Source organism: Sulfitobacter sabulilitoris, from assembly GCF_005887615.1.
GTDB classification, from domain to species: domain Bacteria; phylum Pseudomonadota; class Alphaproteobacteria; order Rhodobacterales; family Rhodobacteraceae; genus Sulfitobacter_E; species Sulfitobacter_E sabulilitoris.
On the sequence record NZ_VANS01000010.1, the window covers coordinates 1 to 20406 of the forward strand.

The following is a 20406-nucleotide window of genomic DNA, read 5'->3' on the forward strand; positions in this document are numbered from 1 at the left end:
AACCCCCGACCGTGCCACAGGTGGATATAAGCGCTAGAAGGCCGGTGCCCTACCGACTAGATTGCCCGGAAGCGATGAACAGGAGAACGACACCGCGATGACCACCGGCGCATCCGTATGGACCGGCAACCGGCTGATGGCGCGTGTTGCCCGCTCTTCGTCCTTCATCATCCTCGGCTACGGGGGGTCGCAGGCGATGCGGCTGGCCGCCAACCTGATCCTGACGCGCCTGCTGTTTCCCGAGGCATTCGGATTGATGGCGCTGATCACAGTGGTGACGGTCGGGCTGGCCATGTTTTCGGACGTTGGAATCGGGCCGTCGATTGCCCAAAGCAGACGCGGCGACGATCAGGCGTTTCTGGATACGGCCTGGACGGTTCAGGTGATGCGCGGGTTCGCGCTTTGGGCCGTGGCGTGCCTTGCGGCCTATCCGGTGGCGCAATTCTACGGCGATGCCGCGTTGATGACCTATCTGCCGCTGGCCGGCGCGGCGCTGGCGGTGGCCGGGTTCAACCCCACCCGGATCGAGACGGCGCACCGGCACCTGCTGATGGGGCGGCTGACCCTGCTGGATCTGGCCGCGCAGGCGCTTGGCATCGCGTCGATGATCGCGCTTGCGATGGTGCTGCAATCGGTCGCGGCGCTGGTGATCGGGGGGGTGCTTCAGGCGCTGGCAAAGCTGGTGCTGACGCATCTGTTCCTGCCCGGTCCGGCCAACCGCTTTCACTGGGAACGCGCCGCGCTGCGCGAACTGGTGGGCTTTGGCAAATGGATCTTCCTGAGCACCGCGCTTTGGTTCGTGGCCAGTCAGGGCGACCGGGCCATTCTGGGCAAATTCCTCACGCTTGAATGGCTGGGCGTCTACAACATCGGGTATTTCCTGGCCAGCTTTCCCATGCTTCTGGGCTCTGCCGTGTCGGGGCGGATCTTTTTGCCGGTATACCGTGAGACAGGCGCGGCCACCGGTGACGCGGGCAGCCGCAAGCTGCGGGTTTTGCGCTTTGGGCTGACGGGGGCGGTGCTGGTGTTGCTGGCGGTAATGGCGTTGGCAGGTCCGGCACTGGTAGGCGTGCTCTACGATGCGCGCTATGCGGCCGCGGGCGCGATGGTCGTGCTGATTGCCTGCATGCTGATGCCGCAGGTGATCGGGCTGTCCTATGACCAGGCGGCCTTGGCGGCGGGCGATTCATGGCGGTTTTTCATCTTTTGTGCGCTGCGGGCGGTCGCGCAGGTGTCGTGCCTGCTTGTCGGCGCGGTGCAGTACGGTCTGATGGGTGCCATACTGGGTATGGGCGTCGCCGGGGTCATCGTGCATCCGGCCCTGGTCTGGCTGGCGCGGCGGCATCGGGTCTGGGACCCGCTGCACGATGGCGTCTATGCCGCGCTGGCCCTTGTGTTCGGTGGCGGGGCGGTCTGGTTGAACTGGGCGGCGGTTATCGCGATGGCGGAGATCGTAACGGGATAGCGATGCGCGTCAGTCGCCGCGGGTCAGGGCCTTGCCGTTCCGGTCGCGCCTGAGCGTCGAGGACCGGCGCGCGGCGCGCCAGACGGCAAAGCGTTCGCGGAACGTCGGCTTGGTGCGCGGCAGCTTCATCTCGGGGATAGACACCACGGGCAGTATGCCGATTTCACGCTGCATCTGTGCGGCCGTTCGAATGACCGGCGTGCGCAGATCCAGCAGGAAGGCGATCACCAGGGCCGCGATCACACTGCCGGCCGCACCCAGTACGGCCTTCTTCTTGCGGCTGGGCGTGATCGGGTAGTCGGGCAATTGCGCGGCCTCGATGATGGTCAGCCGTTCACCCTGTTCCGTCGCCTCGAGCCTGTACCCGATCTGGGCCTCGTTGCGGCGGGCCGCGACACCGTCGAGCTGGTTTTGCAACTGCTCCATCTGGCGGTCGAAGTCGATCAGGGCACGTTCGATTTCGGGGCTGGCGTCGATGCTGTCCGTCAACCGCCTGCGCCGTTCCTCGAGGATGGCGCGCTGCGCCTCAAGGCTCTGGATACGCCCGTTGATCTCGGCCTCGGTCCGCTCGATTGTGGCTTGCCGGGCGGTCCGGTCGATCTGTGTCAGCGCCAGACGCGCGGCGACAAGGTTACGGTCGATCTCCAGCAGGGCGGTGTTCAGGCTGGCCACTTCGGCGCGGCGAAATTCGACACCGCCGGCGATCGACAGATCGTTTTCGGTGCGAAAGGCGGTGATTTCGGTTTCCAATGCTGCGATCTCGGCGACCAGGGCCGCTTCCTGCCGCTGAAAGAATTCAAGCGTCCGGCGGGTCTGCTCGGCGCGCTGCGCGGCGCTCAGGGTGCGGGTGCGTTCCGCGAACTCATGCGCGACCTGCTGCGCCAGTTCGGGGCTGCGCATGTCTGCGGTGATGGTCAGGACCGAAATCGTGCCGTCGTCCGCAAAGCCCTCGCGCGCGGCGGCAACACCTTCGATCGAAATCGCCTGGCGCAACCTGTCGATTTTCTCACTTGGTTTCAGGGCGGCCAGATCGGAATAGAGATCGTATTTGTCGATGATGTCCTGAAGGTTGGTGCGTGCCATCAACTGCTGCTGGATAAGCTGCAACCGTCGCGCAGAGGAGCCTTCGACGGTTGATGGGGCCAGGTCGTTCGCGATTGTCGGCCGCTCGATCTGCAGAACTTCGGCAGAGCGGTACACATGCTGCTGCGTCCACGCGAGGAACAGCGAGATCATCGCCCCCAGCACGATCACAACGGTCATCACACCCGCGCGACGGCGGATCATGTCGATCAGATCGTCCAGTGAATAAATCGGACCCATTCACGTTCTTTCGAAGGCTAGGCCACATCGGGCCGGTATCTGCAGATCGCTGGACCCTGACACCGAACCGGATCGCGCGCACGACAAAATGCGGGCTAAACTATGACGATTTGATCATCCCCGTCAATTCCGCGTCACTGCGGTGCGACACCCCGCCGATCGGGCGGTCAGGAGTAGCTTTCGATGCCGGACGCGCGGGCCCGGTTCAGGATCACGCCCAATAGCTGGGTCTGCCCGTCAAGGATGCGTTCGCATTCGGCGAGGTGCTTGGCCTGTGTCTGCGTCCCGTCCGAGATCAGCAACACGCCATCGACCTGCGGCAGAAATGCGGCCACGTCGTCATGCGCCAGCATCGCGGGCATGTCATACAGCACGATGTCCGTCTGAAAGGTATTGCGCATCCGATCCAGCGTGCGGGCGGTGCGCGGATCGTGCAGACATTCGGCCGCATTCGCATCCGGTGTGCTGTTCAGACCCAGCGCAAGGGTGTCATTCGCGCGCACGATATGCCGCGCCAGCGGCGCTTCGCCCTGCAAAAACGCGCGCATGTCGCCTTCGCCGTGCAGATCCAGTGCATCGGCCACGCCCGGATTGCGCAGGTTCAGATCCATCAACACCGTGCGCGACCCCGGCACGCGCGACAGGCTGAGCGCGAGGTTGACGGCCGTGAAGGTGCTGCCGCAGCCGCTGGTGGGTGCGGAAATCGCGATCCTGCTCCAACCGTTCAGCTTGATCGTCTGGATAAGCCGGGTGCGCAGCAGGTCGAACGCCTTGGACGCGGCGGTTTCGCGGTGGAAATCGACCAGCGGGGCATGCCCGAGGATATGACTGCGCACTCCGGGGGAAACGCCACGCAGATCCTGCCAGCGCGGGGCATCCGGATTGGTCAGATCGGTGCGCGCCGCGGATTTCATCAGACGGTGCTGCATCGCCCGCTCGTGGCTGCGCTTGATCGGCTTGGGGCCCTTGGTCATCGGCTGTCCGCCTGGGGCAGGTGTCATCGCAGATACAATGCCCGATCGGGTGTAGGATGAAAAACTGTCTTTCATGGCAGGCGTGTCCCGTCGGCTTGTGCAGCGGTCTTGTCGTGCGGACCTGTCCCACCGACGGGGCCACATGCTTGGATATCTGCTGTGCCGGTCATCTGCGGTCAGTACCCCGTGCGGCGCAGAACCACGCCCACGGTTTTGAAGAGGATGACCAGATCGCGAAAGAACGACACCGTCTGGTGATAGACCGCGTCGGCCTCTCTGCGGTAGGAAAAATGCTGTTCGTTGCGCGCCGAGACCTGCCAAATGCCGGTCAGGCCGGGCTTGAGGGCGAAATACGCACGCGGATCGCCATAGATCGAGAGTTGATCCGGCATCATCGGGCGCGGACCGACAAGGCTCATGTCGCCCTTGAGCACGTTGAAAAGCTGCGGCAGTTCGTCGATCGACGTGCTGCGCAGAAGCCGGCCGACGGGCGTGATGCGCGGATCGTTCTTGAGCTTTTGCGTCTGGGCCCATTCGCGCTGCAGCTCGGGATCATTGGCAAGGTACTCGGCCAGAACCGCATCGGCATCGCGCGTCATCGTGCGCAGCTTGAGAATGGAAAACACGCGCCCGGACTGGCCCAGGCGGTTCTGCACATAGAACGGGTTGCCGCCCTCGATCCACAGCGCGACCGCACAGAGCGCGATCAGCGGCAAGGACACCGGCAAGCTGAGGATGACGAGCATGACATCGAGCGCCTGTTTGCCGGTGAAACGATACCACCCCTTGCGGTGCCGTGTTCCAGCGTGACGGATAATTTCGGCGGGTGCAGAAAGCGCGCTGACGGCTTGGATCGGCACTATGCTTTTGCCCGACGGGCCGAAGCCGTCGAATGCATGTTTGGTCATATGTACCCCCCAGGGCAAAACGCGATTTACTCATTACCGGCGCAGTCGTTTCCGGCTGCACCCAACGGTCGTTCGTCGAGGTGACAGGCGACCCGAAAATCAACCTGAAATTGAAAATGCCCCGTAATTGAGCATCGCCAACACTGGTGACAACCCGAGTCGTCTGCCGTGGACAGCAGTACCATATTCTTGACACATTTTTGGCCTTTTTCGCCGAAACACACTGTTTCGAACTTTGGCTCTTTCACATCACAGGCGCGGTTTACTTGCGTTTTTTCCCCTATAACAGGGCAATAAAGCGGATCACGAGATTTGTGAACGTTGAGACGCGCGCTGACACAATCCGAAACCCGACCGGAAAAGTGGCATCAATGCGGCATGAGTAGGCATTTTGTTGCGCATCCGGACCCGTATGAAGCGGCCAGATCCTGCCGCAATCACCGGGAGAGGACCGCCCCCGCGCCAAGGGGCCGTGATTTGCGGCCTTCGGGAAACGGGCGCTTGCCCCCATGTGCGGCCACAGGCCATTGTGACGGGACGCCGCGGCAGGCGCTGTACCGCCCGACAGGAGACAAGATCCGCAATGACCCGTATGTCCGCGATTGACTGCGCGACCCGCTATTTCGACACCGGCGCGTTCAAGACCGATCTCGCCCATCTGGTCGCCATCGAAACCGAAAGCCAGACGCACGAAAAATCCTCTGAACTTCGCCGCTATCTGGATCAGGCGATCGTGCCGCGACTGGCCGCACTAGGGTTCGGGTGCAGTGTGCATGAAAATCCGGACCCTGCGGGCGGGCCGCTGTTGATCGCGCAGCGGCACGAAGGGGCAGACCGGCCCACAGTTCTGAGCTATGGGCATGGTGACGTGATCCGCGCCCAGACCGGCATGTGGCGCGATGGATTGCACCCCTTCACATTGGTCGAAGACGGGGACCGCCTTTACGGACGTGGCACCGCCGACAACAAGGGTCAGCATCTGATCAATATCGCCGCGCTTGAATCCGTGTTGGCGGTGCGCGGGTCGCTTGGGTTCAACTGCCGATATCTGATCGAGATGTCCGAAGAAACCGGATCGGCCGGTCTCGCCGCGTTTTGTGCCGCCCATAAATCCGACCTCGCCGCGGATGTGCTGATCGCGTCCGACGGGCCGCGACTTCAGCCCGATACGCCGACGATGTTCATGGGGTCGCGCGGCGCGGTGAATTTCGATCTGGTTGTCGATCTGCGCGATGGCGCGCATCATTCCGGCAATTGGGGCGGGTTGCTGGCGGATCCGGCCATGATCCTGTGCCAGGCGATCAGCACGATCACCGATGCACGCGGGCAGATCCGCATCCCCGAATGGCGGCCCGACAGCCTCACGGATGATATTCGTGCGGCGCTGGCGCGGCTTCCCGTGGACACGCCGGGCAAACCGGAAATCGACCCTGATTGGGGTGAAAAGGGCCTGAGCCCTGCCGAACGCGCGTTTGGGTGGAACAGCTTTGCAGTTCTCGCCATGACCAGCGGCGTGCCCGATGCACCCGTGAACGCGATTTCGGGTTCGGCGCGCGCCACATGCCAGTTGCGGTTCGTGGTGGGCACCGACGCCGATGAGATCCTGCCCGCCTTGCGCCGCCATCTCGATGCCGCCGGCTTCGGGCAGGTGCGCATCAAGGCACAAGAGGGCGCGGTCTTTGCGGCGACGCGACTTGATCCGTCACATCCTTGGGCCGAATTCGTCAAGAACAGCCTTGAACGGACCGCGGGAACGCCGCCGCATGTGTTGCCAAATCTGGCGGGGTCGCTGCCCAACGACTGCTTTGCCGATGTTCTGGGCCTGCCGACGATCTGGGTGCCGCATTCCCATCGCGGATGCAATCAGCACGCACCGAACGAACACGTCCTCAAACCGGTGTGCCGGGATGCATTGCGATTGATGGCGGGGCTGTTCTGGGACATCGGCGCGGGCCGCACCCCGTAGGCCCGTGGCCCACGCCCCCCGTAGGGACCAGATGCAAGTCTAAGGATCGGGTGCCGTGACCGGGGCGGGGCAGGGCACAATCGGCGTACCGGATCCGGTGGCGCGCGCAGGCTCGGGTCGCGTAAGCGCCGCGGTCTCAGGCATCCGGCGGTAAAGGACATATGCCACGCAGGCCGCCGCGCCCATGATCGGAATGAGAATCGCCATCGCGATGACCGCATCGCCCATCGCGGCCCCCAAGGACCCCATCAAAAGCCCCGAACCCATCTGAAAAAACCCGAGCATCGACGCGGCTGCACCGGCGTTGCGGCCAAAGGGGGCAAGCGCCGCGGTGGACATCGCAGGCATCACGAAGGCAATGCCGAACGCGTAGATGCCCACGGGAATCATCACGCCCAGAAAACTCGGCGTCCAGATCAGGCTCGACACCATGCCGACGCTGCCCAATGCGATGAACCCAAGGCCAATCGGCACCAGATCGTCCGACTTCATCCGCTGCATCAAGGATCGCACCACCAGCGACCCGACGAAAAAGCTGCCTGATTGCAGCAACATCCCGACCCCGAACTGAGCGGCGCCAAGACCCACGGCGCCCATCAGGATGAAGGGCAGAAAAGTCGCCTGCGCATAAAGCGCACCCAGGGCGCCCCCCATGACGGTGGCGGTCGTCAGGAAATGCCGGTTGGTCAGAAGCATCGCATAGCTTTGCCCCAGCGCACGGAAATTCAGCCGCGACCGATCCGCGACGACGGTTTCCTTCATCGCGAAAACGGCCACGGCAATCACCCCGAAGCCGATCAGTGCCATCAACACAAAGATCGACCGCCAGCCAAGGATCGGCAGCATCAGACCGCCGATCGTAGGGGCCAGCGCCGGGCCCAGGGCCAGTATGATCCCGATCAGGTTCATGATCCGCGACGATTGTTCGTCGGTGAAAAGATCCCGCACCAGCGCGCGCGAAATCGCGATTCCAGCCGAAGCGCCGATGCCCTGAACAAAGCGTGCGGCCATCAGCACCTCGACCGTCGGTGCAAACAGCGCCGCGATGCTGCCCAAACAATAGATGCCCATGAACGCGATGGTGATCGGGCGCCGCCCCAGCGCATCGGACAGCGGCCCCGCGATCAACTGCGCAAAGGCAAAACCGCCGAAATACAGCGTCAGGGTCAGTTTGATGACCGCGTCCGTCGATCCGAAGGCGCGCACCAGTTCAGTCATCGCGGGCGTGTAGAGCGCCATCGAAACCGGACCGACCGCAACCAGCAGGGCGCCGATCAGGCTGACACGGCGTTCGGTCATCAGGGGCGTGGCAGGTGCCGTGCCGGTCATGCCGGAACCCCCCGACCGGGCACAGCCGCGCGGCGTGCCTGTTCCAGGTTGCCACGCAGGCGCAGCGCCACGTCGCGAAACAGGGCCCAGTCGGCGTCGGAGATGTCACGCCGGGCCAGTGTCCTGGCGCGATCTCCGGCCTGGGCGATCTGTTCCAGCACGGCATCCGCGGCGGGAGTCAGTGTCACGATCTTCGCGCGGCGGTCGGACGGGTCCGTGCCGCGCGCGATCAGTCCCGCCTGCTCGAGCTTGTCAAGAAAGCCCGTCAGGCTCATCGGCGCGACGCCCAATCGGTCGGCAAGCTTGTTCTGCCGCGTCGCCCCGCAGCGCGCCATATGCGCCAGCACCCGCGCCTCTGCCGAGGTAACGGGAACGGCGCCGCGGTCGATCTCGCGCTCGAAAGCGGCGCGCATCAGACGCGCCAGATCGCCAGTCAGAAATCCAAGGCTGTCCGGGTCAATTCGGTTGGTCACGGAAGCGTCCTTCGTCATTTAGTATGTCGGCCTTACTATATGGCTGACTTATAACGCGCGCAACACAAGTCAACGCACAAGGAACTTGTTTTCCCGGCTTCCGGGCGTCGCGAACCGATTGATCGCACCGAACATACCGCCTGGCCGGGACAGCCAGATGTTACCGATAATGCAGATTATGTAATCTTATCCAGAAGTCAGACCTCGGGCAGAACCGCCGTCGCCTCAATCTCGAGCAGCGCCTCGTCTTCGACCAGCGCGTTCACGACGACCATCGTCATTGCCGGGAAATGCTTGCCGAACACCTTTTGATAGGTCTTGCCGACCTCGCGCTGCTTGGCCAGGTAATCGGCCTTGTCGGTGACATACCACGTCAACCGCGTGATATGCTCCACGTCGCCGCCCGCGGCCACCACCACCGCGCGGATGTTGAGCAGCGTCTGCTCCATCTGACCGATGAAATCATGCGCCTCGAACACCTGATCGGCGGTCCAGCCGATCTGACCGCCGACAAACACCATGCGACCGCTGGCGACGACCCCGTTGGCATATCCTTTCGCCGCTTTCCAACCCTCGGGGTGAATGATGTGCAACATGGTAGAAACCCTCGTTTTATGATCTGTCTAAACGGTCTGCGCGGCGGCCAGCGTGGCCCGTGCGATAACCACCTTTTGCACGTCCGACGCGCCTTCGTAGATGCGCAGCGCGCGGATGTCGCGGTATAGCTGCTCGGTGATCCCGCCCACACGCACTCCGTCGCCACCGTGCAATTGCACCGCCTTGTCGATGACCTGCTGCGCCTGATCGGTCGAATAAAGCTTGGCCATCGCGGCCTCGCGGCTGACCCTCGGCGCGCCCATGTCCTTGGTCCAGGCCGCACGATAGACCAGCAAGGCGGCGGCATCCACATCCAGTGCCATATCGGCGATATGCCCCTGCACCATCTGCAGATCCGACAGCGGCGCGCCGAAAAGCTGACGCTCCTGCACGCGGGCCAGGGACGCATCCAGCGCCCGGCGGGCAAAGCCGAGTGCCGCCGCCGCGACGGTCGAGCGGAACACATCCAGCACCGACATGGCGATCTTGAACCCTTCGCCGGGGTTGCCGATCAGGGCACCGGCATCCACGCGCACATCCTCAAAGCTCAGCCGCGCCAAAGGGTGCGGGGCGACGACCTCAAGCCGCTCTGCCACCCTCAGACCCGGCGTATCCGCAGGCACGACAAACGCCGACAGCCCCTTGGCGCCCGGCGCCTCTCCGGTGCGGGCAAAGACGGTATAGACATCCGCGATGCCGCCATTGCTGATCCAGGTCTTTTCGCCGTTGAGCACGAAACCATTGCCATCGCGTGTCGCCGTCATGTCCATTGCGGCCACGTCAGAGCCTGATTTCGGCTCTGACAGGGCAAACGCCGATATCGCCGTGCCCGCGCGTGTCCGCGCCAGCCACGCGCGCTGATCCTGCGTGCCGTGCAACGAAATCGCCCCGGTTCCCAGCCCCTGCATCGCAAAGGCGAAATCCGCCAGCCCGTCGTGGCGCGCAAGCGTTTCGCGAATTAGGCAGAGTGCGCGCACATCGAGGCTGCCCGGATCCGCGGGATCGACCGCGGAATGCGTCAGCCAGCCCCCCTGCCCCAGCATCGACACCAGCGACCTGCACGCCGCGTCGGTGTCGGAGTGATCGATCGACCCGAGGTGCTTGCCACACCAGTACTCCAGAGCCTCTGCCAGTTCGCGGTGGCGCTCCTCGAAGAACGGCCAGTTGAGGAAACTTTGATCGGGCATTGGCTCAATCCCCCTTGAAGACCGGTTTTTCCTTGGCGACGAAAGCCTCGTAGGCGCGGCGAAAATCCTCGGTCTGCATGCAGATCGCCTGCGCTTGCGCTTCGGCTTCGATTGCCTGATCCAGGGTCATCGACCATTCCTGCTGCAGCATCGTCTTGGTCATCATATGCGCGAAATTCGGGCCTTCGGATATTTTCTGCGCCCATGCGATCGCATCGGCTTCCAGATCCGCCGCCGCGACGAGACGATTGAAAAAGCCCCACCGCTCGCCTTCGTCCGCGGTCATTGCGCGCCCGGTATAAAGCAGTTCGTTGGCGCGTCCCTGTCCGATGATGCGCGGCAGCATGGCACAGGCGCCCATGTCGCAACCCGCCAGACCGACGCGGGTAAACAGAAACGCGGTCTTTGCCTCCGGCGTGCCGATCCGCAGGTCACTGGCCATCGCGATGATCGCCCCCGCCCCGACACAGATGCCATCGACCGCCGCGATCACTGGCTTGCCGCAATTCAGCATCGCCTTGACCAGATCGCCGGTCATGCGGGTGAACCGCAGCAGCTCCTTCATCTCCATCGCGACCAGCGGGCCGATGATATCGTGCACATCCCCGCCAGAGGAAAAATTGCCGCCGTTCGAGGCAAAAACCACCGCCGTCACATCGTCGTCATAGTGCAGTTCGCGAAACCAGTCGCGCAGCGCCGCGTAGCTGTCAAAGGTCAGCGGGTTCTTGCGGTCGGGTCGATCCAGCGACACGACAGCGACGGTGCCCTCGCGGCGCAGGTTGAAATGCTCTGGCATCAGTTTCGTTCCTCCAGTTTGTCCGTGATCCGGCCCAGCCGGTTCCTTATCGTGGTCAACCCCTGCGCCCCGATGGGCGACAGCAGGTCATCGACCCAAATCTCGTGCAGGTCGGCCATCTGTGAAAACAGCGCGGCACCCTCGTCGGTCAGTGTCACGCGCAGCGCGCGGCGGTCGCCCTCGACATGGGTGCGGCGCACCAAGCCGTCGGAGACAAGCCGTTCGACAATGCCGGTGACATTGCCGTTCGACACCCGCAACACCCCGGACAGGTCCGACATCTTCAATCCCTCCGGCGCGCGCGCCAGCGCCGCCATCACGTCAAAGCGGGGCAAGGTCATGTCGAAACTCTGCCGCAGCCGTTCGCGCAGCTCCGCTTCGATCATGCGGGTCACCTTGAGCATCCGCAACCAGACACGCAGCCGGTCCTTGGACAGGTCGGAGCGGAGATTGTCGTGACCGGTCACATCACCTCTCCGCCGGACACCGAAATCGACTGTCCGGTGATGGCGCTTGCGCCGGACCCGGCCAGCCACAGGATCGCATCCGCCACCTCATCGGGCTGCACGAACCGCTTTTGCGGATTGCCCGCGGTCAGGGCGCGTTCCGCCTCCTCGCGCGAGCGGCCGGTCTTGTTCATGATGTTGTCGACGCTTTCGCGCAGCATCGGCGTTTCGGTAAAACCGGGGCAGACCGCGTTGACGGTGATCTGCGTATCGGCCAATTCCAGAGCCAAACTGCGGGTCAGGCCGATGACGGCGTGTTTCGCGGCCGAATAGGCACTAACATAGGCATATCCCTTTAACCCGGCGGTAGAGGCCACAGCCAGAAGACGCCCCTTGCCGGTCTTTTTCATCGGGCCGATTGCCGCTTGATAGATGTTAAAAACGCCAAAAAGGTTAGTTGCCAGCATGTTTTGCAGGTCATCTTCCTGCATCTTGTGAAACGGGACGGATTTTGACGTACCTGCGTTGGCGACGACGATCTGAGGGTCGCCAGCCGCCTCAATCATGGCGGCGCAACTTGCCCGATCCGTCACATCACCGGCAAATGCGCGGATGCGATCGTGCCGTTTGGCAAGGTCGTCCAGCGTTTCGAGCCTGCGCCCCGTGATAGTGACCGTCGCACCCGCCTCTGCCAGCGCCAGCGCTATTCCGGCGCCGACTCCCGTGCCGCCGCCCGTCACCAGCGCGTTTTGCCCGTCAAACCGCATCACACCTGTTCCGTTTCGGTCGTGGCTGCATCCTTGTCGGCCAGGCGCCATGCCTGATCGCGGCCCGGAAGATAGGGTGCGGGCCAGTGTTCCTGACGATCGCCAAGCGATGTCGCGGCATGCAGCAGCCAGTACGGATCGGCCAGATGCGGACGCGCCAGGCACACCAGATCGGCCCGCCCCGCCATCAGGATCGAATTGACATGATCCGGCTCGAATATGTTGCCCACCGCCATCGTCGCCATCTGCGCCTCGTTGCGGATACGGTCGGAAAACGGCGTCTGGAACATGCGGCCATAGACCGGCTTGGCCTTGGTCGAAGTCTGGCCCGCCGACACGTCGCAGATATCGACGCCATGGTCCTTGAAGGCCGCGGCGATGCTGACCGCTTCTTCCGGCGTGACGCCCAGATCACCGACCCAGTCGTTCGCCGAGATGCGAACCGACATCGGCCTGTCCGCAGGCCAGGCGGCGCGCATTGCGTCGAACACCTCGAGCGGATAGCGCAGCCGGTTTTCCAGGCTGCCGCCATAATCATCGTCGCGCGTGTTCTGCACCGGCGTGATGAAGCTGGACACGAGGTATCCGTGGGCGGCATGCAATTCGATCATGTCGAACCCGGCCCGCGCCGCGCGTTCGGTCGCCTCGACGAACTGCGCCTTGACCCTGTCCATGTCGGCGCGATCCATCGCCTTCGGCATCTGGTTGCGATCCGACCACGGCACGGCCGAGGCCGACAGCAGCGGCCAGTTGCCCTCGGGCAGCGGCGCATCCATTTCTTCCCAGCCAAGCTGCGTGGAGCCCTTGGCGCCGGAATGGCCCAGTTGCAGACAGACCTTGGCGCCGGTTTCGCCGTGTATGAAATCGACGATCCGCGCCCACGCCGCTTCCTGCGCATCCGAATACATGCCGGGACAACCGGGAGTGATGCGCCCCTCCGGGCTGACGCAGGTCATTTCGGTATAAACCAGCCCTGCCCCACCTTTTGCGCGTTCGCCATAGTGGATCAGATGCCAATCCGTCGGGTTGCCATCCACGGCCTTGTATTGCGCCATCGGCGACACCACGATCCGGTTCTTCAGCGTCATGTCGCGCATCTTGTAGGGGGCGAACATCGGATGGCGGACGCCCTCGTTGTCGCTGACGCCGGCCTGGGACTGAAACCACTTTTCCGCCGATTTGAGCCATTCGGCATCGCGCGCACGCAGGTTTTCATGGCTGATGCGCTGTGACCGGGTCAGCAGCGAATAGTTGAACTGAACCGGATCCAGGTCGAGGTAACGCTCCACCTCCTCGAACCACTCCAGCGAATTGCGCGCCGCCGATTGCAGCTTGAGCACTTCGACACGGCGTTCGTCCTCGTATTTCCGGAACGCGCGCTCCATGTCGTCTTCGTCCGTCAGGTAGTCCGCCAGCGCGATCGCGCTCTCCAGCGCCAGCTTGGTCCCCGATCCGATCGAGAAATGGGCCGTCGCCGCCGCGTCGCCCATCAGAACGATATTCTCGTGGTGCCATGTTTCGCACAGCACGCGGGGAAACTTGATCCAGGCCGATCCGCGCACGTGATGTGCGTTGGTCATCAGTTTGTGACCATCCAGATGCGCCGCGAAGATCTGCTCGCAGGTGGCGATGCTTTCCTCTTTGGACATCTGTTCGAACCCCCATTTATCATAGGTGTCCTGGCTGCATTCAACGATGAAAGTCGCCGTGTCAGGGTCGAATTGATAGGCATGCGCCCAGACCCACCCATGCTGCGTGCGCTCAAAGATGAAGGTGAAGGCGTCGTCGAATTTCTGATGCGTGCCCAGCCAGGTGAACTGGCATTTTCGCAGGTCCACGTCGGGCTTGAACGCGTCTTCGAATTCCATCCGTGTGCGCGAATTCAAGCCGTCGCTGGCGACCACGAGGTCATAGTCTTTCGCAAGCGCCGCGGCGCTGTCAACGTTGACCTCGAATTGCAGATCGATGTCCAGCTCGCGGCAGCGCTCTTGCAGCAGGATCAGCAGCCGCTTGCGGCCAATTCCGCAAAACCCATGCCCGGTCGACACGGTGCGATGCCCCTCGTGGATCACCGCGATATCATCCCAATAGGCGAAATGCTCGCGGATCATCTCGGCGCTGCGGATGTCGTTGACGGCCAGGTTGCCGAGCGTCTCATCCGACAGAACCACGCCCCAGCCGAACGTATCGTCGGGCTTGTTGCGCTCCAGCACGGTGATCTCATGCTCCGGGTTGCGCAGTTTCATCGAGATGGCAAAGTAAAGACCGGCGGGGCCACCGCCCAGACATGCTATTTTCATCGCGTTTCCCATCGACGTGATTCAGGTGCCCTGCAAGGTAGCGGACCCGAAATTTGTTTCAAGCCTAAAAGTTTTAGGCGTGAAGATATTACTGCGCCGCCAGGTATTTCGACATCGCCGCGCGGACGCCATCGGCCCAGGGCACGGGGCGCCCGCTGTCCATATCCAGACAGACCAGAACCGGGGTCGCGACCATGCGCAATTCGTCGCCGGCAAGGGCCGTCACGCGCAGATGCGCGCTGGTGCGGCCCAAACGGATCAGCTCAAGCCGCCAGGTCAGAACATCGCCCAGTCGGCTAGGCGCCGAAAATTCGGCCCCTATCGACACGGTCGGCACGCCGCGCCTGTCCTCGCTGTGCATGCGCGCAAAGGAATAATCGAGCCCAAGCTCGTGCCATTCCTCGACCGTCTGGTTCACCATTTCAAAGTAGCGCGGATAGAACACGATACCGGCGGGATCGCAGTGCTGGAACAGCACCTTGATCGGGAGTTCAAAAATATCAGCCATCAGAGTGATTTGACTGTCTTGATCGCGCCGTCAAGGGCCTCTCCTTCCTCATCCTGCAACGCCGCCTCGCGCAGGCGGCGGATCCAGTCGGCGGCATCGTCGCGCCCCGTCACCAAATCAAGCGCGCCCAGAACGCGGTCGAACTTGGACTGACCGCGCGCGTGGGTGTCGGAATAGCCCTTGATCAGGCGGCGGCACTTGAGCACCTCGACCCCCAGCGCATGATCGCGCGCGCGCACGTCCAGCGCCAGCGCCAGCCAGCGGTCCAGGTGCGTCGCCTCTTGCGCATGACGAAACAACCCGCGTCGCCAGCGCCGCAAACCGCCCAGCATCCACAGAAGTGTAAAGCCGCCGATCCGATCGGTGCGCAGGCGTCGGCCGCGGTTGACCAGACGGTCAAGCCGCTTCTGTGCCTTTGGACGCGCATCGAACCATTGCCCAAGGGCACGCGGCATCAGGCCGATCACCTCCTCGGCGCGGGGGTGGAAATACTCGGTCACCGCCAGCACCTCGGCCTCGTTCGTGGCGAAATCGCGGCGCAGGCGGGCATCGCGACTGCTGCGCGTCTTGAGGTCGGCCACCCGGATGATATCGTCATAGGCCATCGCGTTCGCGATGTATTTCGCCGCCGCCGCTCCAAAGGCAAAAGGTGATTTATCCCCTGTTAGAGCCTGTTCCAACCGATCAAGATAGTCGCTGCCATAAGCGACATCCTGAAAATCGACCACTTTGTGCAGCCCGGCCAGCGCAAGAGGCCGAACCGTTTCCGGCATGTCCTGAACGCGGCGTCGCAAGGCGGCAAAATCCCGCAAAAGCGCCGCCGGACCGGTCAATTCGGGCGCGGCCGGTGCCGTCGCTGCCGTCTCCGCCGCCTCCAGCTCCGGCGTGGTTGTCCGCAGATAGGCGGCTTCAAAGGCGGCAAGGCTCTGTTTGACACCCCGCCCCGACGCCTCGATGACGGCGCGATATGCCTCAAGCGGGAAAGGCAGGGCCCCTGACCCCGCCAGCGCCCCGAACAGCGAGGACGACACCACCGACCCATGGTCCTTGGCCAGCGCCATCATGTCGAAACAGATGAATGTCTGCGCCAGCGCCGCCGCCGCCGCATGGATCGCTTCGGGCGGTTTGCGCCCATCGCCGGGCACCTGTTTTTCGCTGATCGTCAGATCCCGGTGCGACGAGCCGATCAGAACCGTGCGGTCCGGCGCCACCAGATCCCGCAGCAGCGCGCGACCGACCTCGACCAGTTCGGAGGCGACCACGATATCCACGTCGCCCTGCGCGGGCATCAATGCGAACACCGGGCGGCGTTCGGGGCGTGCGGGATCGATGCGCTTCAACTCGATGTAGTAAATCGTGGCCCCGGTTCGTTGCGCCACGCCCGGCACCGATGTCGCCTGCGCGTGATACCCGTTGCGTTCGGCCAGCGCGGTGATCCACCCCGACAGCACGCCACCCCCCTGCCCGCCCACGGCCAGCACGGCAATCTTCAGGATCGGATCGGCCTGCGCGCCTGGCACCTTCGAAATGTCGGATAGCTGGTTCATCGCCTCAGCCCCTCGCATATTGCAGACGCGACGCATCCCGGTGCGATTGAAGCCGCGACCGCCACGCGCTGCGCAGCCTGTCCTTCCAGCGGTCGAAACCGGTGGGGTTCACGACCCGGTCGGCCTGGTAGAACGACGGGCAGAGCACGGCGGCGTCCGCGACCTCGCCACAATTGCCGCAGCCGACACAGGTTTCGTCGATGTGGGCGATGGGGTCGTCGCGCAGCGGGTCGCCCGTGTATTTTAGCGTCAGCGACGGGCACCCCGACAGCCGGATGCAGGCGTGATCGCCGGTGCAGATTTCGTCGTCTATGCCGAATTTGGGCACCACCATCCTCTTGCCGTCGGCCATCGCCTTTGCGCGCTGCGGCTTTTCGCGGCGCTGCTTGTTGAGCATGCATTCGGAACTGGCGATGATCACCTTCGGCCCCGTCTCCGCCGTGGTCAGCGCCTCCTTGAGGGTGTCGCGCACGCGGGCCACATCATAGGTACGATCGATCTGGCGCACCCAGTTGACCCCCATCCCGCGCACCGCCTTTTCAATCGGGTGATTGGTCGATTTCGTCCGGTTGAAGGCGCGGCTCGACAAGACGTCCTGCCCGCCGGTGGCCGCGGAATAATAATTGTCCACGATGATGATGACCCCATCGTTTTGATTGAACACCGCATTGCCGATCGAAGACGTCAGACCGTTGTGCCAGAACCCGCCATCCCCGATGAAGGAAATCGACCTCCGGTTCGCCGCGCTGTCGTTGAACGCCGACGCGCTGGCCGGCCCAAGGCCGTAGCCCATCGTCGTGGCGCCCAGGTTGAAGGGCGGCATGATCTGAAACAGGTGGCAGCCGATATCGCTGGAAATGTGATGCTGGCCCAGCTCCTGCTCAACCAGTTTGGTCGCGGCCATGATCGGCCGTTCCGGACACCCGGTGCAGAACCCCGGCGGGCGCCCCGGCACGACGTCGGCCAGCCCGGCCAGTTCGGTGGGAACCGGTGCCGCGTTGGGCGCGATGTCCTGCGCCGACAACAGATCGGGGGCGTGATCGCGGAAAAACCGCCGCAGCCCGTCCAGCATGACCTGGCCGGTGTATTCCCCCGCCATCGGCAGCAGGTCCTTGCCCAACAGCCTGGTCCGGGCCCCTGCCCGGTGCAGCATCGCGCCAAAGGCCTGCGCGATATAGTCCGGCTGACCTTCCTCGACCATCAGCACCGCGTCCTTCCCCTTGCAGAACGCCAGGAACTCGTCCTCGATCAGAGGATAGGTCACGTTGAGACAGTAGATATCGACATCGCCCTCGCCATAATCATCGGCCAACCCCAGCCGCTGCAACGCGCGCACGACGCCGTTGTACATGCCGCCCTGGCAGACGATGCCGACCTTGCCCGTCCCCGCGCCGAACCGTTCGTTCAGGCGATGCTCCTTCACGTATTGGATCGCGGCGGGCATGCGCTTGTTGATCTTGTCCTGTTCGTGCAGATACGAGGCGGGCGGCAATACGATCCGGTCGAGATCGCGCTTTGGCGCGTCCAGCGCATCCTTGACCGTCATCGGCGGGCGGATGTTGTCCTTGGCGGTAAAGGCGCCCGTGACGTGGCAGCACCGGATGCGCACCTGCAACATTACCGGCGTGTTCGACGCCTCCGACAACTGGAATCCATGTTCGACCGCCTCCACGATCGACGGCAGATCGGGGCGCGGATCCAGCATCCAGACCTGCGACTTCATGCAAAAGGCGTGGCTGCGCTCCTGCATGATCGACGATCCCTCGCCATAATCCTCGCCCACGATCAGCAGCGCACCGCCGGTCACGCCGCCACTGGCAAGGTTGGCCAGCGCATCCGACGCGACATTCGTGCCAACGGTCGATTTGAACGCCACCGCGCCGCGGATCGGGTAATTCACGCTCGCCGCCAGCATCGCGGTCGCGGTCGCCTCCGACGCGCTGGCCTCGTAATGGACACCAAGTTCGCCCAGAATTTCCTGGCTGTCGGCCAGCACGTCCATCAGGTGGCTGATCGGCGCGCCCTGATAGCCGCCCACGTACCCCACGCCCGATTGCAGCAACGCCTTGGTGATCGCCAGAATGCCCTCGCCCGCAAAGACGTCGCCCGCGCCATAGCGCAGCATCTGGACTTCTTTCTTGAAGGACCGTTCAGCCATGGGACACTCCGATTCGGAACTGGATCAATATACTTGCATTTGCATATTAATCATCCCGCGAGGTCCGTCAACACGGGCGTGACCCAAAGCCGCGTATCAGATCGGATTGACCCGGATATTGTGCAGCATCGTGATAAGCGTCGCCATGAAATGCGCCCGGTCGCGGGGCGAAATGCCCTTGAACATGCGGGCCTCAGCCGCTGACAAGGCGGGCCAGATCTGTTCGAACCGATGGCGGCCCGCGGCGGTCAGGTAAATCCGGCGCGCACGGCTGTCCTTTTCATCGGCGCGGCGCTGAATCCATCCCGCCTCTTCCATCTGATCGAGCGTGCGGCTCATCGTCGATTGCTCGGCCACCGCGAACACCGACAATTCATTGACCATCAGGCCGTCCTCGACCGACAGCACCGCAAGGATGCGCATCTTGGGCGTCGTCAGATCGACCGCCGCAAGATCGTCGCGCACGCTGGCATTGTAGCGCCCCATGATCCGGTTCATCAGATAGGGCGCAAACCCTTCCAGCCCGACCTCCGCCAGACTGGGGATCGGGGCATCGATGGTTTTTGTGGGCGCCGCGTTCTTCACTGTGTTCACCTTACATCGTACTGGTCGAAAGAAAACCTGGTCCTGCATCTGCTGGTGCATACTATCCGCGAACGCTCGTCGGTGAAACAACCCGTCTCTTGGCGCGGGACTGGACATTCCCCGACCCGCAGGCGCATGGCCAAAAATCGCAAAACAGCCTGAACAGAGACTGTATTCGGCCACGCCCCTCGGCGACTCTCGGCAGCAATGCCCGCCTGCTGCGCCGATGCGCCACATGATAAATTGGTCCTCAACAGGTGATCAGCAGCCTGTCAAATGGCCCGAGCTCTTCTTCCAACGCCAAAGACAGTGGCCGCGACAACCGCTGCTCGACGAACTGCCCCACGAAACGGCTTGGGGCACGCAGGGTCACGACCCCCCCGCTTTGGCCGACGAACGACAATTTGGCGTACCAGTTGCGCAGATTGGCCGGGTCGCTGCGCGCCAGATGTTCAAGCACGCTGCGCCAGGTTCCCTTTTCGGGCAGGGCCGCATCGTCGGGGGCGGTGTTGCGCGTGTCGAAATCGAACTTGACGACATTGGCCGCCACCGGCTCCGAAAACCCGTCCATACGCGCCACGAAATCAGCACCGACCGCAGGCCACGTCGGTCGCGATAGCTCGGCAATCCGGGCCATGTTCAGACGGTAGGCCCCTACCCTGCCCCGCACGCCCTGCCGCCGGCAGACGATCAGACCGCGTTCAATCATCCGCCGCACTTCGCGTTTCACCGTGCGTTCGTTGACATTCCACATCCGCGCCATGTCCCGCTGCCCGACGCAGAATTCATCCAGTTTCCAATTGTAGCGCGCCGTCACCAGAGCCGCGAGGCGCAGCGCCGTGGTCTGCTCGGTCGGCGATCCGTGCAATGCCATCACGGTCAGCGCGGTTAGCAAGTCGTACTTCAACGATCCGGCCAGCGCGCCGGTCAATCGGGATTGTTCCATACCGCAGTGATATCCTGCTGTTGCCTCGGTGTGACCTCTTGTCGGGCCGATTCTTTGATAGGATCAGATGGTCACGAAATCCCGTATTCTGTCAAGCGTACTGAATTTACAGGATTTGTTTACGATCCACC

At 63.3% G+C, this 20406-nt stretch carries 18 protein-coding genes; 2 read left to right on the forward strand and 16 right to left on the reverse strand.

Translation table 11 applies throughout. The features are described 5' to 3' along the window. Nucleotides 1-97 precede the first annotated feature (97 nt). Nucleotides 98-1465 carry an oligosaccharide flippase family protein gene (locus FDT80_RS18305; protein WP_246040001.1) on the forward strand — a complete coding sequence of 456 codons (1368 nt, stop codon included), beginning with the start codon at nt 98-100 and terminating at the stop codon, nt 1463-1465. Nucleotides 1466-1474: 9 nt separating this feature from the next. Here FDT80_RS18305 and FDT80_RS18310 read toward each other — a convergent pair whose 3' ends face one another. From FDT80_RS18310 to FDT80_RS18320, 3 genes are all read right to left on the reverse strand, one after another. Then, nucleotides 1475-2788, reverse strand: coding sequence for a GumC family protein (locus FDT80_RS18310; protein WP_212733884.1), 1314 nt, complete (start codon nt 2786-2788; stop codon nt 1475-1477). A gap of 167 nt (nt 2789-2955) precedes the next feature. After that, the gene (locus tag FDT80_RS18315; protein WP_170311941.1) at nt 2956-3762 is read right to left on the reverse strand and encodes a CpsD/CapB family tyrosine-protein kinase; all 807 of its coding nucleotides are present in this window, start codon (nt 3760-3762) and stop codon (nt 2956-2958) included. 176 nt (nt 3763-3938) lie between these two features. Then, nucleotides 3939-4670 (reverse strand): sugar transferase, encoded by a 732-nt coding sequence (locus FDT80_RS18320; protein ID WP_138663784.1) that lies wholly within the window; start codon nt 4668-4670, stop codon nt 3939-3941. A gap of 583 nt (nt 4671-5253) precedes the next feature. Between FDT80_RS18320 and FDT80_RS18325 the strand changes: the two genes are divergently transcribed. Beyond that, complete coding sequence (locus tag FDT80_RS18325) at nt 5254-6636, forward strand: M20 family metallopeptidase (RefSeq protein ID WP_138663785.1); 1383 nt, start codon at nt 5254-5256, stop codon at nt 6634-6636. 39 nt (nt 6637-6675) lie between these two features. On the opposite strand, the gene FDT80_RS18330 is transcribed toward FDT80_RS18325, so the two are convergent. The 13 genes from FDT80_RS18330 to FDT80_RS18390 form a co-directional block, all read right to left on the reverse strand. Next, the gene (locus FDT80_RS18330) at nt 6676-7965 is read right to left on the reverse strand and encodes a multidrug effflux MFS transporter (protein ID WP_246040002.1); all 1290 of its coding nucleotides are present in this window, start codon (nt 7963-7965) and stop codon (nt 6676-6678) included. Continuing rightward, nucleotides 7962-8438 carry a MarR family winged helix-turn-helix transcriptional regulator gene (locus FDT80_RS18335; protein ID WP_138663786.1) on the reverse strand — a complete coding sequence of 159 codons (477 nt, stop codon included), beginning with the start codon at nt 8436-8438 and terminating at the stop codon, nt 7962-7964. The genes FDT80_RS18330 and FDT80_RS18335 overlap by 4 nt, the downstream gene beginning before the upstream one ends. A 197-nt stretch (nt 8439-8635) precedes the next feature. After that, nucleotides 8636-9034 (reverse strand): RidA family protein, encoded by a 399-nt coding sequence (locus FDT80_RS18340; RefSeq protein ID WP_138663787.1) that lies wholly within the window; start codon nt 9032-9034, stop codon nt 8636-8638. Between the two features lie 27 nt (nt 9035-9061). Further along, nucleotides 9062-10222, reverse strand: coding sequence for an acyl-CoA dehydrogenase family protein (locus tag FDT80_RS18345; protein ID WP_138663788.1), 1161 nt, complete (start codon nt 10220-10222; stop codon nt 9062-9064). 4 nt (nt 10223-10226) lie between these two features. Then, nucleotides 10227-11018, reverse strand: coding sequence for an enoyl-CoA hydratase family protein (locus FDT80_RS18350; RefSeq protein ID WP_138663789.1), 792 nt, complete (start codon nt 11016-11018; stop codon nt 10227-10229). Further along, a complete protein-coding gene (locus FDT80_RS18355) occupies nt 11018-11485 on the reverse strand; it encodes a MarR family winged helix-turn-helix transcriptional regulator (RefSeq protein WP_425472050.1) in 468 nt (155 codons plus the stop codon). The genes FDT80_RS18350 and FDT80_RS18355 overlap by 1 nt, the downstream gene beginning before the upstream one ends. Then, complete coding sequence (locus FDT80_RS18360; protein WP_138663790.1) at nt 11482-12231, reverse strand: SDR family NAD(P)-dependent oxidoreductase; 750 nt, start codon at nt 12229-12231, stop codon at nt 11482-11484. The genes FDT80_RS18355 and FDT80_RS18360 overlap by 4 nt, the downstream gene beginning before the upstream one ends. Further along, nucleotides 12231-14531, reverse strand: coding sequence for a bifunctional salicylyl-CoA 5-hydroxylase/oxidoreductase (locus FDT80_RS18365; protein ID WP_138663791.1), 2301 nt, complete (start codon nt 14529-14531; stop codon nt 12231-12233). The genes FDT80_RS18360 and FDT80_RS18365 overlap by 1 nt, the downstream gene beginning before the upstream one ends. 88 nt (nt 14532-14619) lie before the next feature. Then, nucleotides 14620-15039, reverse strand: coding sequence for an acyl-CoA thioesterase (locus FDT80_RS18370; RefSeq protein ID WP_138663792.1), 420 nt, complete (start codon nt 15037-15039; stop codon nt 14620-14622). Next, on the reverse strand, nt 15039-16586 hold the full coding sequence (locus FDT80_RS18375; RefSeq protein WP_138663793.1) for an indolepyruvate oxidoreductase subunit beta family protein: 1548 nt from the start codon (nt 16584-16586) through the stop codon (nt 15039-15041). The genes FDT80_RS18370 and FDT80_RS18375 overlap by 1 nt, the downstream gene beginning before the upstream one ends. A 4-nt stretch (nt 16587-16590) precedes the next feature. After that, the gene (locus FDT80_RS18380) at nt 16591-18744 is read right to left on the reverse strand and encodes a thiamine pyrophosphate-dependent enzyme (RefSeq protein WP_138663794.1); all 2154 of its coding nucleotides are present in this window, start codon (nt 18742-18744) and stop codon (nt 16591-16593) included. Between the two features lie 96 nt (nt 18745-18840). Further along, nucleotides 18841-19329, reverse strand: coding sequence for a MarR family winged helix-turn-helix transcriptional regulator (locus tag FDT80_RS18385; RefSeq protein ID WP_246040003.1), 489 nt, complete (start codon nt 19327-19329; stop codon nt 18841-18843). 250 nt (nt 19330-19579) lie between these two features. Continuing rightward, entirely contained in the window at nt 19580-20275 is a 696-nt protein-coding gene (locus tag FDT80_RS18390) for a hypothetical protein (RefSeq protein WP_138663796.1), read from the reverse strand. Between the last annotated feature and the right edge of the window lie 131 nt (nt 20276-20406).

What these genes read in the sequence shown, in the direction of transcription:
- FDT80_RS18305 (WP_246040001.1), top strand. Translation starts at nt 98, where the DNA reads ATGACCACCGGCGCATCCGTATGGACCGGCAACCGGCTGATGGCGCGT.
- FDT80_RS18310 (WP_212733884.1), bottom strand. Translation starts at nt 2,788, where the DNA reads ATGGGTCCGATTTATTCACTGGACGATCTGATCGACATGATCCGCCGT.
- FDT80_RS18315 (WP_170311941.1), bottom strand. Translation starts at nt 3,762, where the DNA reads ATGACCAAGGGCCCCAAGCCGATCAAGCGCAGCCACGAGCGGGCGATG.
- FDT80_RS18320 (WP_138663784.1), bottom strand. Translation starts at nt 4,670, where the DNA reads ATGACCAAACATGCATTCGACGGCTTCGGCCCGTCGGGCAAAAGCATA.
- FDT80_RS18325 (WP_138663785.1), top strand. Translation starts at nt 5,254, where the DNA reads ATGACCCGTATGTCCGCGATTGACTGCGCGACCCGCTATTTCGACACC.
- FDT80_RS18330 (WP_246040002.1), bottom strand. Translation starts at nt 7,965, where the DNA reads ATGACCGGCACGGCACCTGCCACGCCCCTGATGACCGAACGCCGTGTC.
- FDT80_RS18340 (WP_138663787.1), bottom strand. Translation starts at nt 9,034, where the DNA reads ATGTTGCACATCATTCACCCCGAGGGTTGGAAAGCGGCGAAAGGATAT.
- FDT80_RS18345 (WP_138663788.1), bottom strand. Translation starts at nt 10,222, where the DNA reads ATGCCCGATCAAAGTTTCCTCAACTGGCCGTTCTTCGAGGAGCGCCAC.
- FDT80_RS18350 (WP_138663789.1), bottom strand. Translation starts at nt 11,018, where the DNA reads ATGCCAGAGCATTTCAACCTGCGCCGCGAGGGCACCGTCGCTGTCGTG.
- FDT80_RS18360 (WP_138663790.1), bottom strand. Translation starts at nt 12,231, where the DNA reads ATGCGGTTTGACGGGCAAAACGCGCTGGTGACGGGCGGCGGCACGGGA.
- FDT80_RS18365 (WP_138663791.1), bottom strand. Translation starts at nt 14,531, where the DNA reads ATGAAAATAGCATGTCTGGGCGGTGGCCCCGCCGGTCTTTACTTTGCC.
- FDT80_RS18370 (WP_138663792.1), bottom strand. Translation starts at nt 15,039, where the DNA reads ATGGCTGATATTTTTGAACTCCCGATCAAGGTGCTGTTCCAGCACTGC.
- FDT80_RS18375 (WP_138663793.1), bottom strand. Translation starts at nt 16,586, where the DNA reads ATGAACCAGCTATCCGACATTTCGAAGGTGCCAGGCGCGCAGGCCGAT.
- FDT80_RS18380 (WP_138663794.1), bottom strand. Translation starts at nt 18,744, where the DNA reads ATGGCTGAACGGTCCTTCAAGAAAGAAGTCCAGATGCTGCGCTATGGC.
- FDT80_RS18390 (WP_138663796.1), bottom strand. Translation starts at nt 20,275, where the DNA reads ATGGAACAATCCCGATTGACCGGCGCGCTGGCCGGATCGTTGAAGTAC.